Genomic DNA, 16722 nt, shown 5'->3' with positions numbered 1-16722 from the left:
AGACGACAATGAACAACGATAACAGCCGGCTGGTGTATTCCACCGATAGCGGGCGTATCAAGCAGGAAGACGTCAAACCGCCGCGTGAAAAGGGCGACGGTATCGTGCGTATTCAGCGCCAGACCAGCGGGCGCAAGGGAAAGGGCGTTTGCCTGATCACCGGCGTTGATCTGGATGATGCCGCATTGGACAAGCTGGCGGCAGAGCTCAAGAAAAAATGCGGCTGCGGCGGTTCGGTGAAAGAGGGCGTGATCGAGATCCAGGGCGATAAGCGGGATCTGCTTAAACAGCTGTTGGAAGCCAAAGGGATGAAGGTCAAGCTGGCGGGCGGCTAATCGAATCGCCTGAGCGAATGGCCATGCCGCGGTGCAATACTGCGGCATGGCTGGGATACTGCTGCCGGGCGTTAACCCGTTGATGGCAACCCGCCATCGATGAAAGGTAAAACAGACCTGAAATAATCTTTATTATGCGTAATACGTCAAAGCGATATCGCTTTTGCCAGCCTGTCGGCAGAGGTATCTGAATACTGGCCGAACAGGTTATTTACCTACCTGATGACCAATGATGCCCCCCACCGCAGCCCCGCCGAGCGTACCCAGTGCGCTACCATCGGTCAGCACCGCGCCGCCTACGGCCCCCGCACCGGCACCAATGGCGGTGTTACGGTCACGTTTGGACATGTTTGAACAAGCGCTGAGTGAAAACGCCAGAGTAAGCGCCAGAGCGGCGGTGGCAAAACGTTTATTGATAATCATCATAATGACTTCTCCTTAGCATTGGCTATCTGGGAGTGCCTATTAAGTATAGGCATGAACCCGAATTTCGGCCTGCTAGTGGCTCCCAGTAAGTATCGCTATAAAAAATGGCATTTTTTGTTAAAGGCAGAATAATTGAAACGCCCAGAGCGCTCCCTCCGCCAATATTCACTATAAGCTTCTGCTGAACGATAAACAGGTAAATAGTCTTAAAGTCCATTGCGCGCTATTTAATCCCCAGCGCGCAAATTGCCGTTTCCAGCAGAAGATTACGCGGTCTTTAGCGATTTACGCCATACCGCCCCCAAGCCTGCCTGCCGACAATATTCCCAACAGGGTTAACCGGGAAAGAAACATGCTTAACGATCTCAAGCAGCAGGTATTGGAGGCCAATCTGGCGCTGCCACGTCATCATCTGGTGACCTTCACCTGGGGGAATGTCAGCGCTGTCGATCGGCGTGAGGGATTGATGGTGATCAAACCCTCGGGGGTGGAATACGGGGTGATGACCCGTGACGATATGGTGGTGTTGGAACTGGAAAGCGGCAAGGTGGTGGAGGGGGACAAAAAGCCCTCTTCAGACAGCGATACCCACCGCGCGTTGTACCTGGAATTTGGCGATGCCGGGGGCATAGTGCACACCCATTCGCGGCATGCCACCATTTGGGCGCAGGCCGGGTTGGATATTCCTGCCTGGGGCACAACGCACGCCGACTATTTCTACGGCGACATTCCCTGTACCCGGCGGATGCAGGATGAGGAAATTAATGGCCGCTATGAATGGGAGACCGGCAGAGTGATTGTCGAAACCTTTGGCCAGCGCCGGTTAAATCCGGCGGCGGTGCCGGGCGTGCTGGTGCATTCTCATGGCCCCTTTACCTGGGGGGAAAACGCAGAAACCGCAGTTCATAATGCGGTGGTGTTGGAAGAAATTGCCTATATGGGGATTTTTTCGCGCCAGTTGTCGCCGGGCCTGGCGAATATGCAGCAAACCCTGCTGGACAAACATTACCTGCGCAAGCACGGTAAAAACGCCTACTACGGCCAGTGAGCATCAGGAGGTCCGCCTGTCGGCGGCTCTCCCGTTGTTTCGTCTGAAGGCTAGTCGTTCACCATATCCAACTGTATTCCCTGGCGCTTCAACAGGTGTTGATACTCCAACGACAGCCGCGAATCGGTGATTACCCGCTGAACCTTGCCCTGCTGGGCCAGCGGATTAGGCTGAATTTGACCGAATTTTGACGAGTCGGTCAGGACAATATTTTCTACGCCCTTCGCCAGCACGGCGTTGACCACGTCGGCGCGCATCATATCGCGGCCGGTGAAGCCAGTATCCGCATGATAGCCATCGATGCCAATAAACGCCTTGCTGAAATGCACTTGCTGAATGCATTGGCGGGTTAATGGCCCGACCACGGTCTCGCTCTTTTTCTGGTACATGCCGCCCAGCACGATCACTTCGCAATCCGTCTCTTTTAGCAGATTGGCGATATAGTGGCTGACGGTGATCAGCGTGATGCGTTTACGCTCGGCGATATAACGCGCCAGCAGCGCGTTGGCGCTGCCGCTTTCGATAAAAATGGTTTCATCGTCGTTAACCAGCGAGGCGGCATACTGCGCCAGCTTTTGCTTGAGGGTGAAGTTGGACATCATGCGCGCATCGACATCGTCGCTTTCTAATGCCAGCGCGGAACCGTGCACCCGTTTCAGGTAGCTGCGTTTCTCCAGCAGGTTCAAATCCTGGCGGATCGTCACCTCTGAAACGCCGGTGGCCGCGGCCAAATCGCTGACGCTGATACGCCGGCGATCGTTTACCAATTGAAGTATTGTCTGTTGTCTTGAATTCATATCAACCTGATGTGCGGCCACCAATGTGCGGCCGCTAATATTTATTGTTTAAATAGTATGTTCTGTTCGCGCAATAATATCATCCTGCGCGTCAGGGGATAATGCGGTAAAGAAAGCGGAATATCCAGCAACGCGGACCACTAAATCACGATATTGGTCAGGATGTTGCTTCGCTTTCAGCAGCGTTTCCCGCGACACGATGTTGTATTGCACGTGCCAACCTTGGTAGTCCTCAAAGAAGGTGCGCAGCATCAACATCAGTTTTTCTCGGTCCCGCGGATCCTCCAACGTCGCCGGGTTCAGTTTCTGATTCAGCAACACGCCGCCGAGGATAGAAGCGGTGGGCAGTTTGGACAGCGAATTGAACACGGCGGTCGGTCCCAGATGATCGGTACCGGAGGCCGGGCTGGCACCTTCCGCCAACGGCGTATGCGCTTTACGGCCGTCTGGCGTGGCCAGGGTAGCCGCGCCAAAGGGCACGTTAGCCGAAATAGACGACGTTCCGGCGTAGTAGGTGCCGCCTATCGGGCCACGACCAAAGCGGGTGTTATGGTACTGCTTCAGTTCGTCGATATAAGTCTGATAAGCACGCACCAGCAGTTGATCGACCTCATCCTCGTCGTTACCGTATTTTGGAGCGGCGTTGAGCAGACGCTGGCGTAATTGTTCGCCGCTCAATCCGTCGAAGTCATTTTCCAGCGCTGCCGCCAATTGCCGTTGGCCAATAACCCCTTGTTCGAAGACCAGCTTGCGCACCGCCGCCAGGCTGTTGCCCAGGTTGGCTATGCCGACCTGCAGACCAGAAACCCAATCGTATTTTGCGCCACCTTGCTTGATACTTTTGCCGCGTTCGATGCAGTCATCCACCAGCGCTGAGCAGAGGATGTCGTGAGCGTTCTCTTCTAATACGGTATCGACCACGCACTCAATTTCGATCGACTTGCGCGTGTAATAGCGGATCTGGTTGTCCCAGGCACCCAGCACCTGCTCAAAGTCGGCGAAGTTTTCCTTCGAGAGCGCCCCTGCTTGTGGCAGGAAAACTTTGCCGGAGGTCGCATCGCGCCCTTGTTCCAGTGCCGCCAGCATGACACGAGCGAAGTTGATAAAGCTCATGCCGGTGCAGCGGTAACCCCATTTCCCGCCCACGGCGGTTTCGATACAGCCGATCGCCGCGTAGTCATAGGCATCCTGCGGCTCCACGCCCAGTTTGATAAACTCAGGGATAACGATTTCATCGTTGTTAAAGGCCGGCATGCCAAACCCACAGCGGATCACCTGCACGCAGGCGTCGAGGAAGTCGTTACTCATTCCTGCATGGTAACGCACGCTGAGATTAGGCTGGGTGGAGCGTAAGCGCCCGCAGGACTCCAGAATGGCATAGGACAAGGGGTTAACCGCATCGCAGGGTTTGCCGTTGATCAGTTGCTGTCCGCCAATAGTGACGTTCTGATACAGCGGGCTGCCTGCCGAGGCCTTGGAATGTGAGCCGGAACGGATCTTGTTGATCTCCAACAGCTTCAACCAACAACTGTGCAGCATTTCAATCGCACGCTCGCGTGGCAACGTCTGTTCCAACTCTACGTCACGACGGTACCAGGGGTAGAGATATTGGTCGAGGCGGCCAAAGGACACCGAATGGCCGTTGGATTCAATCTGTAGCGTCAGTTGAATGAAGTAGCACAGTTGCAGGGCTTGCCAGAAGGTCTGCGGTGGCCGATGAGCAATCAGCTCACAGTTTTCCGCGATGGTCTGCAGCTCTTCACGCCGCCACAAACGGTTTTCCGTCTGCGCCATGTCGCGCGCCAACTGGGCAAAGCGCAAGATATGCGCGCTCAGCGCTTCCAGGGTCAGATCGATTGCCTTAAGGAATTGCTCCTGATGCAACTCTTCCCAGTCGGTAAGCCGGATACGACTGCGACGTTCATCGACCTTCTCGCGCAGCCCGTCGAGGCCTTTTTCCAACAGTAGTGGGAAATTCACCGCGAGATGGGCATCCCCTGAGGTCATATTGCCTTCAGCCTTGATGATACCGGTGGCCAGCAGGGCCTTTTGTTCGTCGGTAAACATGCCGTAGCAGCGATCTTGCACCGTCTGGCCGCGCCACCACGGGCATAGCCGATGCAAAATGGCCTTGTTCTCTTCGCTGACTGAGAAACCGGCGCCCGGACGGTCGGCCAGTTGGTCAATCTCGTCTTCGATCCAACTGACGGTATATTCGGGGAAAATCGGCGCAGCGCGTAATTCGCTGGCCTGGTTGCCGATAATCAACTCGTCGTTATCGATTCGCAAAGTTCGCTTAGCCAAATGGTTAGCCAATGCCAGTGCCCGACGAACCGGCAAGGGTTTGTCCTGATGCTGCTGATAGGCTTCGGTGTAGTGCTGGGCGCGTTCGGTGCAAACCGGCGGTTTGACGATATGGATCAGCGCGTTCTTGTGAGCCTGGGTGCGTTCGGACAGGGTGGTCAGATCCAGCTTAGTCATGGTGTTATCCTCGCAAAATGGCAGTCAGCCCTTTGGCCTCGGCGTACTGTTCGGCATAGGCCAGCAGTTCAGGGGCATCTAGTGGGGTGCGGGCCGCGTGATAAGGCTCGCCGAGCAGGTTATATTTGTTGATACCCAACGTGTGGTACGGCAAGAAATGAATCTCTGTAACGCCGGCCTCATCGGCGGCGAAATCGACAATCGCGCGAATTGAGCGGCGATCGGCGTTAAAGTCGGGGATCAGCGGGACGCGCACGGTCATTCGGGTACCGTGGGCTGCCAGGCGGCGGAAGTTTTCCATTACCCGTTTGGCGGAGCCGCCGGTCCACTGCTTGAAACGTTTTTCATCGACGTGTTTCAAATCCGCCAGCATCAGATCGAGCCAGGGCAGCGAAGGCGCTATGTGCGACCAGGGCGTATGCAGGCAAGATTCCACCGCGGTATGAATGCCGGCCTCACGGCCGCGCTTCAGCAGTTCTGCCGCCACGGCAGGCTGCATGAAGGGTTCACCGCCGGAGAGGGTCAGGCCGCCACCGGTGCGCAGATAAAAAGGCCGATCGCGCAGCACCTCGGTCATGATATCGTCGATATTTACTGCGCTGCCGCACAGGCTGAGTGCGTCGGTTGGGCAACGGGCGGCTAATGCGGCATACTCTGCGTGGCTGAGTAACTCGCGCTGGATCAGCAGGTTGTCGTCTATTCGTTGAATCGCCTGAGGATGGCCTTCGGCGCACAGGGTACAGCCGCTGAGGCATAAACGCGGATCGAACAGCAAATCCGCTTTTCGCGAGCGGCTTTCCGGATTCTGGCACCAGAGACAGCCCAACGAGCAGCCCTTCAGGAACACTACGCTGCGGATGCCTGGACCATCATGGGTGGAATAGCGCTGCAGATTGAAGATCACGAGTCACCTGTCATTCGGTTGCTTTTCTTTTGTCATTAAAGTTGTTTCGAATGAAAGTTGATTTGATTTCGATCAAATATAAATGCGTTGCATGTTCCTACTATGATGAGAGTTTGAATTCGTCCACAAAAGATTCAGGAGTCCGTAATGGAGCTTTATCTCGATACCGCCGATGTGAACGCAGTAAAACGATTGGCGCGCATCCTGCCTCTGCACGGTGTGACCACCAATCCGAGCATTGTTGCCAAAGAGGGAAAACCGATTTGGGAAGTGTTACCGGCGCTGCGCGATGCGCTGGGGGGCACCGGCAAACTCTTTGCTCAGGTGATGGCTAACGACGCCGAGCGCATGGTGGCGGAAGCGGCGTTGCTTCATCAGCGAGTGCCTGGGCTGGTGGTTAAGGTACCGGCGACCGCAGAAGGCCTGGCAGCGATTAAAAAACTGAAGTCGATGTCGATTCCTACGCTGGGGACGGCGGTTTATGGTGCGGGTCAGGGACTGCTGGCGGCGCTGGCGGGAGCTGAGTATGTGGCCCCATACGTGAACCGCCTGGACGCGCAGGGCGGTGACGGCATTGAAATGGTTCACGAGCTGCAGCAATTGCTGACGCTGCACGCGCCGGGAGCCCGGGTGCTGGCGGCCAGTTTCAAAACGCCGCGTCAGGCGCTGGAATGCTTGCTGGCGGGTTGTCAGGCCATCACTCTGCCGGTCGACGTGGCTGAGCAGTTCCTCGCGGCACCGGCGGTTCAGGCCGCGGTAGAGAAATTCGAGCAAGATTGGCAGGGGGCGTTCGGCACCAATCTGCTGAACTGAGAACCGCATAAGCAAAGAAAAGGGCGTCCGTTGACAAAGTGCTCTGTTGTTTAATGGTAGGGGCGCTGCATGCTGTGCCCAATAGCATAATCAATGGGTTAAATCGGGTCGAACATGTTCGACCCCTACAGGTTTAGCCTTTACGCAGGTTTGTCAGCAGTCTGAGGGCGCCGCAGCGCCCTGATTATAACCAACTGAATTTATACATTTTCACGCAGGACGATCGGCGACTCCTGCGCCGTGGGCTGGCTGGCATTCAGCGCGCGACGGATCACAAAGAAGGCGGAGACCAGCATGGTTACCGCCACCAGCATAAAGAAAGCGCACAGTGCGGCGTTAATCTGGTTACTGAAAACGATGGTCTCCATATCCTTCAGCGTCTTGGCCGGTGCGATCAGCGTGCCTTGTTCAATACCGGCAGAGAATTTCTTCGCCTGCGCCAGGAAGCCGATGCTCGGTTTCTCGTGGAATATTTTCTGCCAGCCGGCGGTCATTGAGGTAATAAACAACCAGACGGTCGGCAAAATGGTCACCCAGGCATAGCGCTGTTTTTTCATTTTGAACAGCACCACGGTACCGAGGATCAAGGCCATCGAGGCCAGCATCTGGTTGCCGATACCGAACAGCGGCCACAGCGTATTGATGCCGCCGAGCGGATCGACCACCCCCTGATAGACAAAGAAGCCCCAGCCGGCGACGGCCACGGTGGTTCCCGCCAGATTACCGAACCAAGAACGGTTGTTAGCTAACCTTGGGATCGCCACGCCGACCAGATCCTGCACCATAAAGCGACAGGCACGGGTCCCGGCATCGACGGCGGTCAGAATAAACAGCGCCTCGAACAGAATGGCGAAGTGGTACCAGAAGGCCATCATTGCGCGGCTGTTAAACACCTCGGTAATGATATGTGCCATGCCCACGGCGAAGGTCGGGGCGCCGCCGGCGCGCGACAGGATGGAATGTTCCCCGACGTCTTTGGCAATCATCGTCAGGGTTTCCGGGGTGATCATAAAGCCCCAGCTGTTAATCACCTGAGAGGCATTCTCCACCGTGGTGCCGATCAGCGCCGCCGGCGAGTTCATGGCGAAGTAAACGCCTGGGTCGATCACCGACGCGCAAATCAACGCCATGATAGCCACGAAGGACTCCATCAGCATGGCGCCATAACCGATAAAGCGAATATGGCTCTCGCGCTCCACCAGTTTCGGCGTGGTACCGCTGGAAACCAGCGCATGGAAACCGGAAATCGAACCACAGGCGATAGTGATAAACAGGAACGGGAACAGCGAGCCGGCGAACACCGGGCCGCTGCCGTCGATAAAGCGCGATACCGCCGGCATTTTCATTTCCGGCATGGCGAAGACGATACCTACAGCCAACCCGATAATGACGCCAATCTTCATAAAAGTGGACAAATAGTCACGCGGTGCCAACAGCAGCCACACCGGCAACACCGAAGCGACAAAGCCGTAAACCACCAACACCCAGGTCAGCGTGGTGCCGTGCAGCGTGAAGAAGGGCCCCCAGTAGGGGTCTTGCGCCACGTTGCCGCCGTAGATGATCGCCAGCAGCATCAGCGCAAAACCGATCACCGAGATTTCAGCGATTTTACCCGGCCGGATAAAACGCATATACACGCCCATAAACAGGGCGATTGGGATGGTTGCAGCGATGGTGAACAAGCCCCAGGGGCTGTCGGCCAGGGCTTTAACCACCACCAGCGCCAGCGCGGACAGAATGATAATCATCACCCCCAGCGCGCCCAGCATGGTGATCACTCCGGCGAAGGCACCCAGTTCCTGCTTGGCCATTTCACCCAGCGAACGACCGTCACGACGGGTAGAGATGAACAGGATCAGGAAGTCCTGCACGGCGCCGGCCAGCATTACCCCGACCAGGATCCAGATAGTGCCGGGCAGAAAGCCCATTTGCGCTGCCAGAATAGGGCCAACCAGCGGCCCGGCCCCGGCGATGGCGGCAAAGTGGTGACCAAACAACACCCACTTGTTGGTGGGGACATAGTCCAACCCGTCGTTGCGACGTTCGGCCGGGGTCATGCGGCGGTCGTCGAGCTCAAAGACTTTTTTGGCGATAAACAGACTGTAGAAGCGATAAGCGATGCTGTAACAGGCGACCGCAGCCACCACCAGCCAAACCGCATTGACGTGTTCACCGCGGCTTAGCGCCAGCATGGCGAAGGCGAATGCACCGACCAACGCCACCACCAGCCAGATGATCCCGGACTTGACGTTTTTCATGTTCAACAACTCCTTGGTGTGCAGAAAAAAAGAAAGAAGTGTTCTTAGGGAGAATGGCTACAAATTAAAAGTAGGAGTTTTGCAGGCGAAGAGAAGCAGGTCGGATGAGAAATGTGAAGCCGGTTGAGTAATAGCGTAAAAACAAGGTGATGAGGATGTTACTGGAAATAAAAAACACCGGAGGGAGACCCGTCCGGTGTTTGTCTGGCATAACGTTTATGTTGCGGGTTAAGCCGCCGGTCTGGCGATCACGCTGCGGGTTTCCATACGCACTTCGGCGATGGTGACCTGCAGGGTATCCCCCTGACGATAAACGACTTCGCCTTTGATCTGCACCGTGCCGGTATCCTGACTGCATACCATTTCATCACGTACCGCGTGAATGAAGGGCGCCGGGATAAAGGCCACTGCGCCATTGTCCAGCAGACGAACGCGCAGGCCGCCGCGGGTTACGTCGATGATTTCCGCGTTGAAGCGTTCATCGGTGCCTGCTTTATCCTTGAGGTAGCGCGCGTAGAGCCAATCGCCAACGTCACGTTCCGCCATCCGGTTCAGACGACGACGTTCGGCCAGTTGGATTGTCACTTCGTCCAGCGGTTTCTCTGCGGACTGCCCGGTGATAACGGCTTTCAGCAAGCGGTGGTTGACCATATCACCGTATTTACGGATCGGAGAGGTCCAGGTGGCGTAAGCCTCCAGGCCCAGACCGAAATGTGGCCCCGGCGTAGTGCTGATTTCGGCATACGTCTGAGAGCGGCGAATACGGCTGTCGAGGAACTGGGTCGGTTGCGAATCCAGGTGACGACGCAGTTCGCAGAAACCTTCCAGCGTCAGCAGCTTCTCGGCTTCGGCTTCAACGCCGTTGGCTTGCAGTACGGTTACGGCTTGCTCAACCAACAGCGGATCGAAACCGGTGTGCACGTTGTAAATGCCAAAGCCCAGACGGTCGCGCAGCACAATGGCGGCGCAGACGTTGGAAGCAATCATGCACTCTTCGACGATGCGGTTGGCGGTGCGACGTTGTTCGGTGATGATCTCCAGCACTTCGCCTTTTTCACCCAGCACAAAGCGGTAGTCTGGGCGATCTTTGAATACCAGAGCATGCTGGTGGCGCCAGGCGTTACGTGCATCGCACACGCGCTTGAGCAGGGTGATTTGCTGTGCGATTTCATCGCTCGGCGGCTGCCAGCCGGCAATGCCTTCCAGCCAGTCGGAGACTTCGTCATAAACCAGTTTGGCTTTTGATTCGATCTCGGCGCCGAAGAAGCGAATATCGTCACCCAATGCGCCGTCTGCACCGATGGTCACGCGGCAAGCCAGCACCGGACGGCGTTGGTTCGGACGCAGTGAACACAGGTTGTCTGACAGATCGCGCGGCAACATAGGGATGTTGAAACCTGGCAGGTAGTTGGTAAAGGCGCGCTTGCGGGCGATTTCATCCAGCGCGCTGCCTTGCGCGACGTAGGCGGTCGGATCGGCAATGGCGATGGTCAATTGCAGCGAGCCGTCGCCGTTGTCCTGCACAAACAGCGCATCGTCCATATCTTCGGTGCTGGCGCTGTCGATGGTGACAAAATTCAGAGCGGTCAGATCTTCACGCGGCACGGAAGCATCCGGCTCATCGATCGCGATCATCTCCGGCGCTTCTTTTTCCAGGCTGTGACGGGCCAGCGTGACCCACCACGGCGCCAGGTGATCTTCGCCGTCGGTAATAAATTGGGTCAGGTCGGCGTTGAAGCCACGATCGCCTTTCAGCGGGTGGCGGCACATTTCCGCTACCGCCCAGTCACCGGCCTGGAAGTTATGTTTCAGTTCACGCACCGGACGGCAAGGGATCGCGTCTTTCAGCAACGGATGATCGGGTACGATGGACAGACGGTCATCACGCTTTTGCACACGGCCGACAAAGCGCGACAGGAAGGGCTCGATCAGGGTTTCCGGCTCGGCGATTTCACGTTCTTTCTCGGTATGCAGGGTTGCGGTCACTCGGTCCCCGTGCATGACTTTCTTCATGTACGGTGGCGGAATGAAATAGCTTTTTTGACCGTCGACCTCAAGAAAGCCAAAGCCTTTCTCAGTCCCTTTTACTACGCCTTCAACGCGCGGGGTCTGAGAGTGAAGTTGCTGTTTAAGCTGCGCCAGCAGCGGGTTATCTTGAAACATATCGTCCAGTGAATGGGTTGTGAGTGGCAAGATTTGCGGCTGACAGTTTTACGCGAATCACCCGCTGCGGGCAAGCCAAACGTCACGGTTTTCCCGCGTTGGGGCGCGATTTTATGGAATATTGGGCGTTCAAAAGGCGGGAAGAAAACCCCGGCTCGAAACGCCGGGGGGAAACGGGGGGTAAATCAGTTCTGTAGCGGCGTAGGCTGCAGGATTTCAATCCAGTAGTCGTCGGGATCCTTGATAAAGGCCACGTAATTCATGCGACCTTCATGCAGACGTTTCTGGAAGTTCACGCCAAGGCGCTCAAAACGCTCGCAGGCAGCGTGCACGTCAGGCACCGTCACACAGAGGTGGCCAAAGCCACGCGGCTCACTGTTGCCGTTGTGGTAATGAAAATCGGCCTGCTGCTCGGTGCCGTGGTTATGGGTGAGCTCCAAAATACCCGGTTGACTCAGGACCCAGCGTTTACGGGCATCGTCATCCTGTGGGATCTGGTCGCGCGGGCTGCGGGTCAGGTAGCAAATGGTAAACGCGGCTTCATTGAAGGTTTCCAGATACACCGGGGTAAAGCCCAGCACGCGGGTATAAAAGTCCAGCGCTTGGGTTAAGTCCTTCACGCGGATCATGGTGTGATTGAACACGTAGCCGTCGGTGACGGTTTCCGGCTGCGCGGTTACGCCCGGCAGGTTCAGTAAATCATTCAGTGGCATAGGGATCCCTCTTAGGTTGTCGATACGACTCTAGGGCAAATAAATGCTAATCTAAAGTGATTGTTTCTAACCAAAACACTAACTAAAAGTGAATGAAGCATGAAGCTGAGTCAGCTTAGATTTTTCTGCGCCGTGGTGGAGTATAAAACCATTGCCGCCGCCGCGCGGGAATTGCACTGTGTCCCCTCCAACGTCACGTTGCGCATCAAAGAGTTAGAAGACTCACTTGGCGGCGAGTTGTTTTTTCGCGATAAAAACCGGCTCTATGTCACGCCGAAAGGCCGACAGTTCTATCAACAGGCCGTCGACATCCTGACGCTGGCAGACCGCAGCCAACAATTGTTCGCCGGTCGTCAACCGCAGGGCCTGCTGAATCTTGGGGCGCTGGATTTTTCTCTGATCAGTCACCTGCCGTCACGCATCGCTCACTTGCGCCGCAGCCAGCCCCACATGCAGGTCAACGTGCTGAGTCGAGACTCGCTGGTGCTGGAGCGAATGCTGATTGACAGCGAGATCGATCTGGCGTTGACCGACGGGCCGATAGAGCACCCGCTGCTGGCCAGTCGCGCGGCGTTTGATGAGCGCCTGGTGCTGTTGATGCCGGCCTCGGTGCCGCAGCTGGACGCCGCAACCCTGGCACAGTTAGAGTTTTATACCTTCAGCCGCGAGTGCTCTTTCCGCCTGAAAATCGATCGCTGGTTAGCCTCACGCCAGCTAAAGCCGCGGATGACGCTGGAGATGGAGTCGTACACGGCGATGGCAGCCTGCGTAAAAGCGGGTTGTGGCGTCGCCTGTGTTCCGGGGTCTTTGCTGCCGATGATCCTGCCTGAGCAGGCGTTAAAAGTGGTGGAAATGGGGGCGGAAGGGGTCAGCAATTTGTACTTCGTGTGGCGCCGCCATCAGCTCTCTGACGAGTTGCAGACGGCGCTCGATCTGTTAATGCACCCGGCGTGAACCGGGCGCATCCATTCAGGCAATACGCAGCGTCGGTTGCGCCACACAACGGCGGATCTCCACCGGTATCGACTTCGACGTTGGCGTGCCGGTGCCGTCACCAAAGCTGGCCAGCGGAACCAACGGGTTAGTCTCTGGGTAGTAAGCCGCCAGATTACCGCGTGGGATATCGTAGCTTACCAGTTTGAAGCCACTGACCTTACGTGTAATGCCGTCATTCCACAGCGTTTCAATCTCTACCAGCTCACCGTCTTGCATATCCAACGCCGCCAGATCTTCAGGGTGTATAAACAGCACTTCTCGTTGGCCGTAGACGCCGCGGTAACGGTCATCCAGTCCGTAGATAGTGGTGTTGTACTGATCGTGCGAACGCAGTGTTTGCAGCGTGAAGGGCGCCTGTCGGCCATCCAACTGCGGGAACAGGCTGGTTGGCAGAGGTGCAGCGCTAAACTCGGCCTTGCCGCTTGGGGTGTCAAAGCGCAGTTCTGCGGCGGCATTACCCAGGTAGAAACCACCGGGCTGGTCGCAGCGCCGGTTGAAATCTTCGAAACCGGGAATGGTGGCGGCGATGTGGTCGCGGATCAACGAATAATCGTCTGCCAGCTCCAGCCAGTCGAGCTGCTGGTTGCCCAACACCGCATCGGCGATGCCGCACACGATGGCGGTTTCAGAACGCTGGGTCTCCGCCAGTGGTTTACCGACGCCTTCCGACGCATGCACCATGCTGAAAGAGTCCTCAACCGTAATGTACTGTGGGCCGCTGGCCTGCATATCCTGTTCGGTACGGCCCAGGGTCGGCAGGATCAGCGCGTCTTTGCCGGTGACCAGATGACTGCGGTTGAGCTTGGTGCTGATATGCACCGTCAGATCACAACGGCGCAGGGCGCGGGCAGTGCGTTCGGTGTCCGGCGCAGCCGCGGCCAGATTGCCGCCCAAAGCCAGCAAGACCTTAACCTCACCACGCAGCATCGCCTCAATGGCCTCTACGGTGTTATGGCCCGGTTCGCGTCGCGGCGAGAAGTTAAAGTGCTGCTCCAGGCTGTCGAGCAGTGCCTTGGGCGACTTCTCATCAATGCCCATGGTGCGGTTGCCTTGCACGTTGCTGTGGCCGCGTACCGGACACAGGCCGGTGCCCGGTTTACCCAACTGACCGAACAGCAGCTGCAGGTTGGTGATCTCACGTACCGTTGGCACAGAATGCTTATGCTGGGTGACGCCCATCGCCCAGGTGCAGATCACGCGTTCGGCACCCTGATAAATCGCCGCCGCCTGACGCAATTGTTCCTCGCTGAGGCCGGACTGCTGGGTGATTTGTTGCCAGGTCGTAGCATCGACCTGCGCCAGATACGCCTCGACGCCGACGCTGTGTTGACTGATGAATGCCTGATCGAACAGGCCGGGTTCACCGGCCGCCAGGCGCTCACGATGACTTTCCAGCAGCGCTTTCACCATGCCGCGCACGGCCGCCATATCCCCGCCGAGGTTGGGTTGGTAATAGGATGAACTGATCGGCGACGACTTGGGCGTCAGCATTTGAATCGGGCTTTGCGGATCGGCAAAACGCTCGAGGCCACGTTCGCGCAGGGTGTTAAAACTGACGATGCGCGCACCGCGGTTGGCGGCATTTTTCAGGCTATGCAGCATGCGCGGGTGGTTGGTGCCGGGATTCTGGCCAAACACGAAGATGGCATCGGCTTTTTCAAAGTCGTCCATGCGAATGGTGCCTTTCCCTACGCCGATACTTTGTTTCAGGCCCACGCCGCTGGCTTCGTGGCACATATTGGAGCAGTCAGGGAAATTGCTGGTGCCGAGCATACGACCAAACAATTGATACAGATAAGAAGCTTCATTGCTGGCGCGGCCCGAAGTATACAACTCGATCTGGTTCGGGTTATCCATCTGGTTAATGTGCTGGGCGATTAACGCCAGCGCATCCGGCCAACTGATCGGCTGGTAGTGGTCGGTTTCGGCGTTATAGCGCATGGGGTGGGTGAGACGGCCCTGGTATTCCAGGAAATAATCACTTTGCTGCAGCAGGGTGCTGACGCTGTGAGCCGCGAAAAACTCCGGATCGACCGCGTTACGCGTGGCTTCCCAACTGACAGCTTTGGCGCCGTTTTCACAGAAACTGAAGGTGCTGTGGTTGTCGTCGCCCCAGGCACAACCTGGACAGTCGAAGCCGCGAGCCTTGTTCACGCGCATCAGGTTACGCAGGTTTTGCAGCGTCTGTTTACTGTCGAGCACATAGCGGGTAGTGGCTTCGAGTGAACCCCAGCCGCCCGCCGCGCCGGTATACGGCTTTATTGACGGTTTAAATTTCATATTGTTCTTCGCAGGTGATGTAGCTAATAAGTGAACGCTTTTTTAAGCGCTTTCAGTGTTTATGTCACAAGTTTAGGTTGGGGCGGTGTGAGCGTCTAATCGAATGGGACAATGGCGGCATAGAGCAGATTTATCGCGTAGCGGTACCGGGCAAACAAATCGTTGCATTATGACACCTGCTGAAAAAGAGTAACGATTCCGCTTTCCCGATAATTAATGCAGTCTATATCACGGATTATATTGGCATTTTATTTAGCCCTAAGGGCCTGAGGAACAATGATTGAAGCGTTCAGTATGGGTGATGATCGCCGGCATGTTAGTGCCGCTGGCGGTACAGGCAGCAGATGTTCCCTCCAGTATTGCGCAAAACACACCGCCGGCGATAGACGCCGCCTCTTACGTATTGATGGATTACACCACTGGACAGGTGTTGGCGCAGGCAAACGCAGATCAGCGCCGCAACCCAGCCAGCCTGACGAAGCTGATGACCGGATTGGTGATTGATCACGCGCTCGATCAGCACAAAATTGGCCTGGATGACGTGGTGACGGTGGGCAATGACGCCTGGGCGCAGGGCAACCCGGTGTTTAAGGGATCATCATTGATGTTCTTAAAGCCAGGTGACAGGGTCACGGTTCGCGATCTCAGCCGCGGTATCATCATTGATTCGGGCAACGATGCCTGTGTCGCGATGGCGGATTATGTGGCAGGTAGCCAGGCGGCATTCGTTAAGTTGATGAATGAAAAGAGTGCCCAGCTTGGCCTGCAGAATACCCATTTCGAAACCGTGCATGGGCTGGATGCGCCGGGGCAATTCACTACGGCGGGCGATTTGGCGGTGATTTCACGCGCTATCATCATGAGCGAACCGGCGGAGTATCACATGTACAGCGAGAAATCGCTGACCTGGAACGGCATCACCCAGCAAAATCGCAATGGGCTGCTGTGGGATAAAAACCTGCACGTCGACGGGTTGAAAACCGGGCATACCGCCTCGGCCGGCTTTAACATTATTGCCTCGGCCACTGAAGGAGACCGGCGGCTGATTGCGGTGGTGATGGGCGGTAAAAGTTCGAAAGGGCGTGAAGAGCAGGCGCGCAAATTGCTGACCTGGGGCCTGCGTGATTTCACCACCGTGCATCTGTTCAGCGCCGGGCAAAATCTGGGGCAGGAAAAAGTGTGGTATGGCGGCCGTCATGAGGTCGCGGTGGGCAGTGCAAAAGAGGAATATCTCAGCCTGCCGAAAAGTGAAGCCGACAAACTGAAGGCGCAGTATGTGGTCAGCGTTCCGCGCCTGGATGCCCCGTTAACCCAAGGGCAGACGATTGGCGAAATCCGTATCAGCGATAACGGCAAGCTGCTCAAAACCTTGCCGCTGGTGGCATTGCAACCGGTCCAGCAAGGCGGCGCGTTCTCACGATTGATGGACTACGTAAAACTGAAGATTTGACCCCTCCGGGCGTAGCCAGCTGCGCCCGAAACCCTACAGCGATGGTATACTCAGGTCA

13 protein-coding genes are annotated in these 16722 nt (G+C 56.5%); 5 read left to right on the top strand and 8 right to left on the bottom strand.

Going from position 1 to position 16722, the window contains the following annotated elements; translation table 11 throughout:
- Positions 1-8 precede the first annotated feature (8 nt).
- The gene (gene yciH / locus EBA31_RS13975; RefSeq protein ID WP_020827122.1) at positions 9-335 is read left to right on the top strand and encodes a stress response translation initiation inhibitor YciH; all 327 of its coding nucleotides are present in this window, start codon (positions 9-11) and stop codon (positions 333-335) included.
- Between the two features lie 207 nt (positions 336-542).
- Here yciH and osmB read toward each other — a convergent pair whose 3' ends face one another.
- On the bottom strand, positions 543-761 hold the full coding sequence (osmB, locus tag EBA31_RS13970; protein ID WP_004945176.1) for an osmotically-inducible lipoprotein OsmB: 219 nt from the start codon (positions 759-761) through the stop codon (positions 543-545).
- Positions 762-1113: 352 nt separating this feature from the next.
- Here osmB and araD point away from each other — a divergent pair, with 352 nt between their 5' ends.
- On the top strand, positions 1114-1809 hold the full coding sequence (gene araD, locus EBA31_RS13965; RefSeq protein WP_122079491.1) for an L-ribulose-5-phosphate 4-epimerase: 696 nt from the start codon (positions 1114-1116) through the stop codon (positions 1807-1809).
- Between the two features lie 50 nt (positions 1810-1859).
- Here the strand turns inward: araD and EBA31_RS13960 are convergent, their stop codons facing one another.
- From EBA31_RS13960 to EBA31_RS13950, 3 genes are read right to left on the bottom strand one after another with little or no spacing between them, the layout of a single operon-like run.
- Complete coding sequence (locus EBA31_RS13960) at positions 1860-2606, bottom strand: DNA-binding transcriptional regulator YciT (protein WP_048758675.1); 747 nt, start codon at positions 2604-2606, stop codon at positions 1860-1862.
- A 48-nt stretch (positions 2607-2654) separates the two neighbouring features.
- Entirely contained in the window at positions 2655-5087 is a 2433-nt protein-coding gene (locus EBA31_RS13955; RefSeq protein ID WP_122079490.1) for a formate C-acetyltransferase/glycerol dehydratase family glycyl radical enzyme, read from the bottom strand.
- 4 nt (positions 5088-5091) lie between these two features.
- Positions 5092-5991: a glycyl-radical enzyme activating protein gene (locus tag EBA31_RS13950; protein WP_122079489.1), complete on the bottom strand. Its 900-nt coding sequence runs from the start codon at positions 5989-5991 to the stop codon at positions 5092-5094.
- 147 nt (positions 5992-6138) lie between these two features.
- Here EBA31_RS13950 and fsa point away from each other — a divergent pair, with 147 nt between their 5' ends.
- On the top strand, positions 6139-6804 hold the full coding sequence (gene fsa, locus EBA31_RS13945; RefSeq protein ID WP_020827117.1) for a fructose-6-phosphate aldolase: 666 nt from the start codon (positions 6139-6141) through the stop codon (positions 6802-6804).
- 200 nt (positions 6805-7004) lie between these two features.
- Here the strand turns inward: fsa and EBA31_RS13940 are convergent, their stop codons facing one another.
- The 3 genes from EBA31_RS13940 to gloA form a co-directional block, all read right to left on the bottom strand.
- Positions 7005-9062 carry a carbon starvation CstA family protein gene (locus EBA31_RS13940; protein WP_116690360.1) on the bottom strand — a complete coding sequence of 686 codons (2058 nt, stop codon included), beginning with the start codon at positions 9060-9062 and terminating at the stop codon, positions 7005-7007.
- Positions 9063-9290: 228 nt separating this feature from the next.
- On the bottom strand, positions 9291-11225 hold the full coding sequence (locus EBA31_RS13935; protein ID WP_046373401.1) for an exoribonuclease II: 1935 nt from the start codon (positions 11223-11225) through the stop codon (positions 9291-9293).
- A gap of 185 nt (positions 11226-11410) precedes the next feature.
- Positions 11411-11938, bottom strand: a complete 528-nt coding sequence (gene gloA / locus EBA31_RS13930; RefSeq protein WP_020827114.1) for a lactoylglutathione lyase — start codon at positions 11936-11938, stop codon at positions 11411-11413.
- Between the two features lie 99 nt (positions 11939-12037).
- Here gloA and EBA31_RS13925 point away from each other — a divergent pair, with 99 nt between their 5' ends.
- The gene (locus tag EBA31_RS13925; protein WP_122079488.1) at positions 12038-12892 is read left to right on the top strand and encodes a LysR family transcriptional regulator; all 855 of its coding nucleotides are present in this window, start codon (positions 12038-12040) and stop codon (positions 12890-12892) included.
- A 15-nt stretch (positions 12893-12907) separates the two neighbouring features.
- Here the strand turns inward: EBA31_RS13925 and EBA31_RS13920 are convergent, their stop codons facing one another.
- Positions 12908-15214 carry an FdhF/YdeP family oxidoreductase gene (locus tag EBA31_RS13920; protein ID WP_122079487.1) on the bottom strand — a complete coding sequence of 769 codons (2307 nt, stop codon included), beginning with the start codon at positions 15212-15214 and terminating at the stop codon, positions 12908-12910.
- Between the two features lie 280 nt (positions 15215-15494).
- Between EBA31_RS13920 and dacD the strand changes: the two genes are divergently transcribed.
- On the top strand, positions 15495-16664 hold the full coding sequence (dacD, locus tag EBA31_RS13915) for a serine-type D-Ala-D-Ala carboxypeptidase DacD (protein ID WP_122079486.1): 1170 nt from the start codon (positions 15495-15497) through the stop codon (positions 16662-16664).
- The last annotated feature ends 58 nt before the right edge of the window (positions 16665-16722 follow it).

The sequence above is a fragment of the Serratia sp. P2ACOL2 genome, from assembly GCF_003691565.1.
In the GTDB taxonomy this organism is placed as follows: Bacteria; Pseudomonadota; Gammaproteobacteria; order Enterobacterales; family Enterobacteriaceae; genus Serratia; species Serratia liquefaciens.
The sequence above is the reverse complement of the archived record's forward strand: the minus strand, read 5'-3'. Positions and strand labels throughout refer to the sequence as shown.

What these genes read in the sequence shown, in the direction of transcription:
- yciH (WP_020827122.1), top strand. Translation starts at nt 9, where the DNA reads ATGAACAACGATAACAGCCGGCTGGTGTATTCCACCGATAGCGGGCGT.
- osmB (WP_004945176.1), bottom strand. Translation starts at nt 761, where the DNA reads ATGATGATTATCAATAAACGTTTTGCCACCGCCGCTCTGGCGCTTACT.
- araD (WP_122079491.1), top strand. Translation starts at nt 1,114, where the DNA reads ATGCTTAACGATCTCAAGCAGCAGGTATTGGAGGCCAATCTGGCGCTG.
- EBA31_RS13960 (WP_048758675.1), bottom strand. Translation starts at nt 2,606, where the DNA reads ATGAATTCAAGACAACAGACAATACTTCAATTGGTAAACGATCGCCGG.
- EBA31_RS13955 (WP_122079490.1), bottom strand. Translation starts at nt 5,087, where the DNA reads ATGACTAAGCTGGATCTGACCACCCTGTCCGAACGCACCCAGGCTCAC.
- fsa (WP_020827117.1), top strand. Translation starts at nt 6,139, where the DNA reads ATGGAGCTTTATCTCGATACCGCCGATGTGAACGCAGTAAAACGATTG.
- EBA31_RS13940 (WP_116690360.1), bottom strand. Translation starts at nt 9,062, where the DNA reads ATGAAAAACGTCAAGTCCGGGATCATCTGGCTGGTGGTGGCGTTGGTC.
- EBA31_RS13935 (WP_046373401.1), bottom strand. Translation starts at nt 11,225, where the DNA reads ATGTTTCAAGATAACCCGCTGCTGGCGCAGCTTAAACAGCAACTTCAC.
- gloA (WP_020827114.1), bottom strand. Translation starts at nt 11,938, where the DNA reads ATGCCACTGAATGATTTACTGAACCTGCCGGGCGTAACCGCGCAGCCG.
- EBA31_RS13925 (WP_122079488.1), top strand. Translation starts at nt 12,038, where the DNA reads ATGAAGCTGAGTCAGCTTAGATTTTTCTGCGCCGTGGTGGAGTATAAA.
- EBA31_RS13920 (WP_122079487.1), bottom strand. Translation starts at nt 15,214, where the DNA reads ATGAAATTTAAACCGTCAATAAAGCCGTATACCGGCGCGGCGGGCGGC.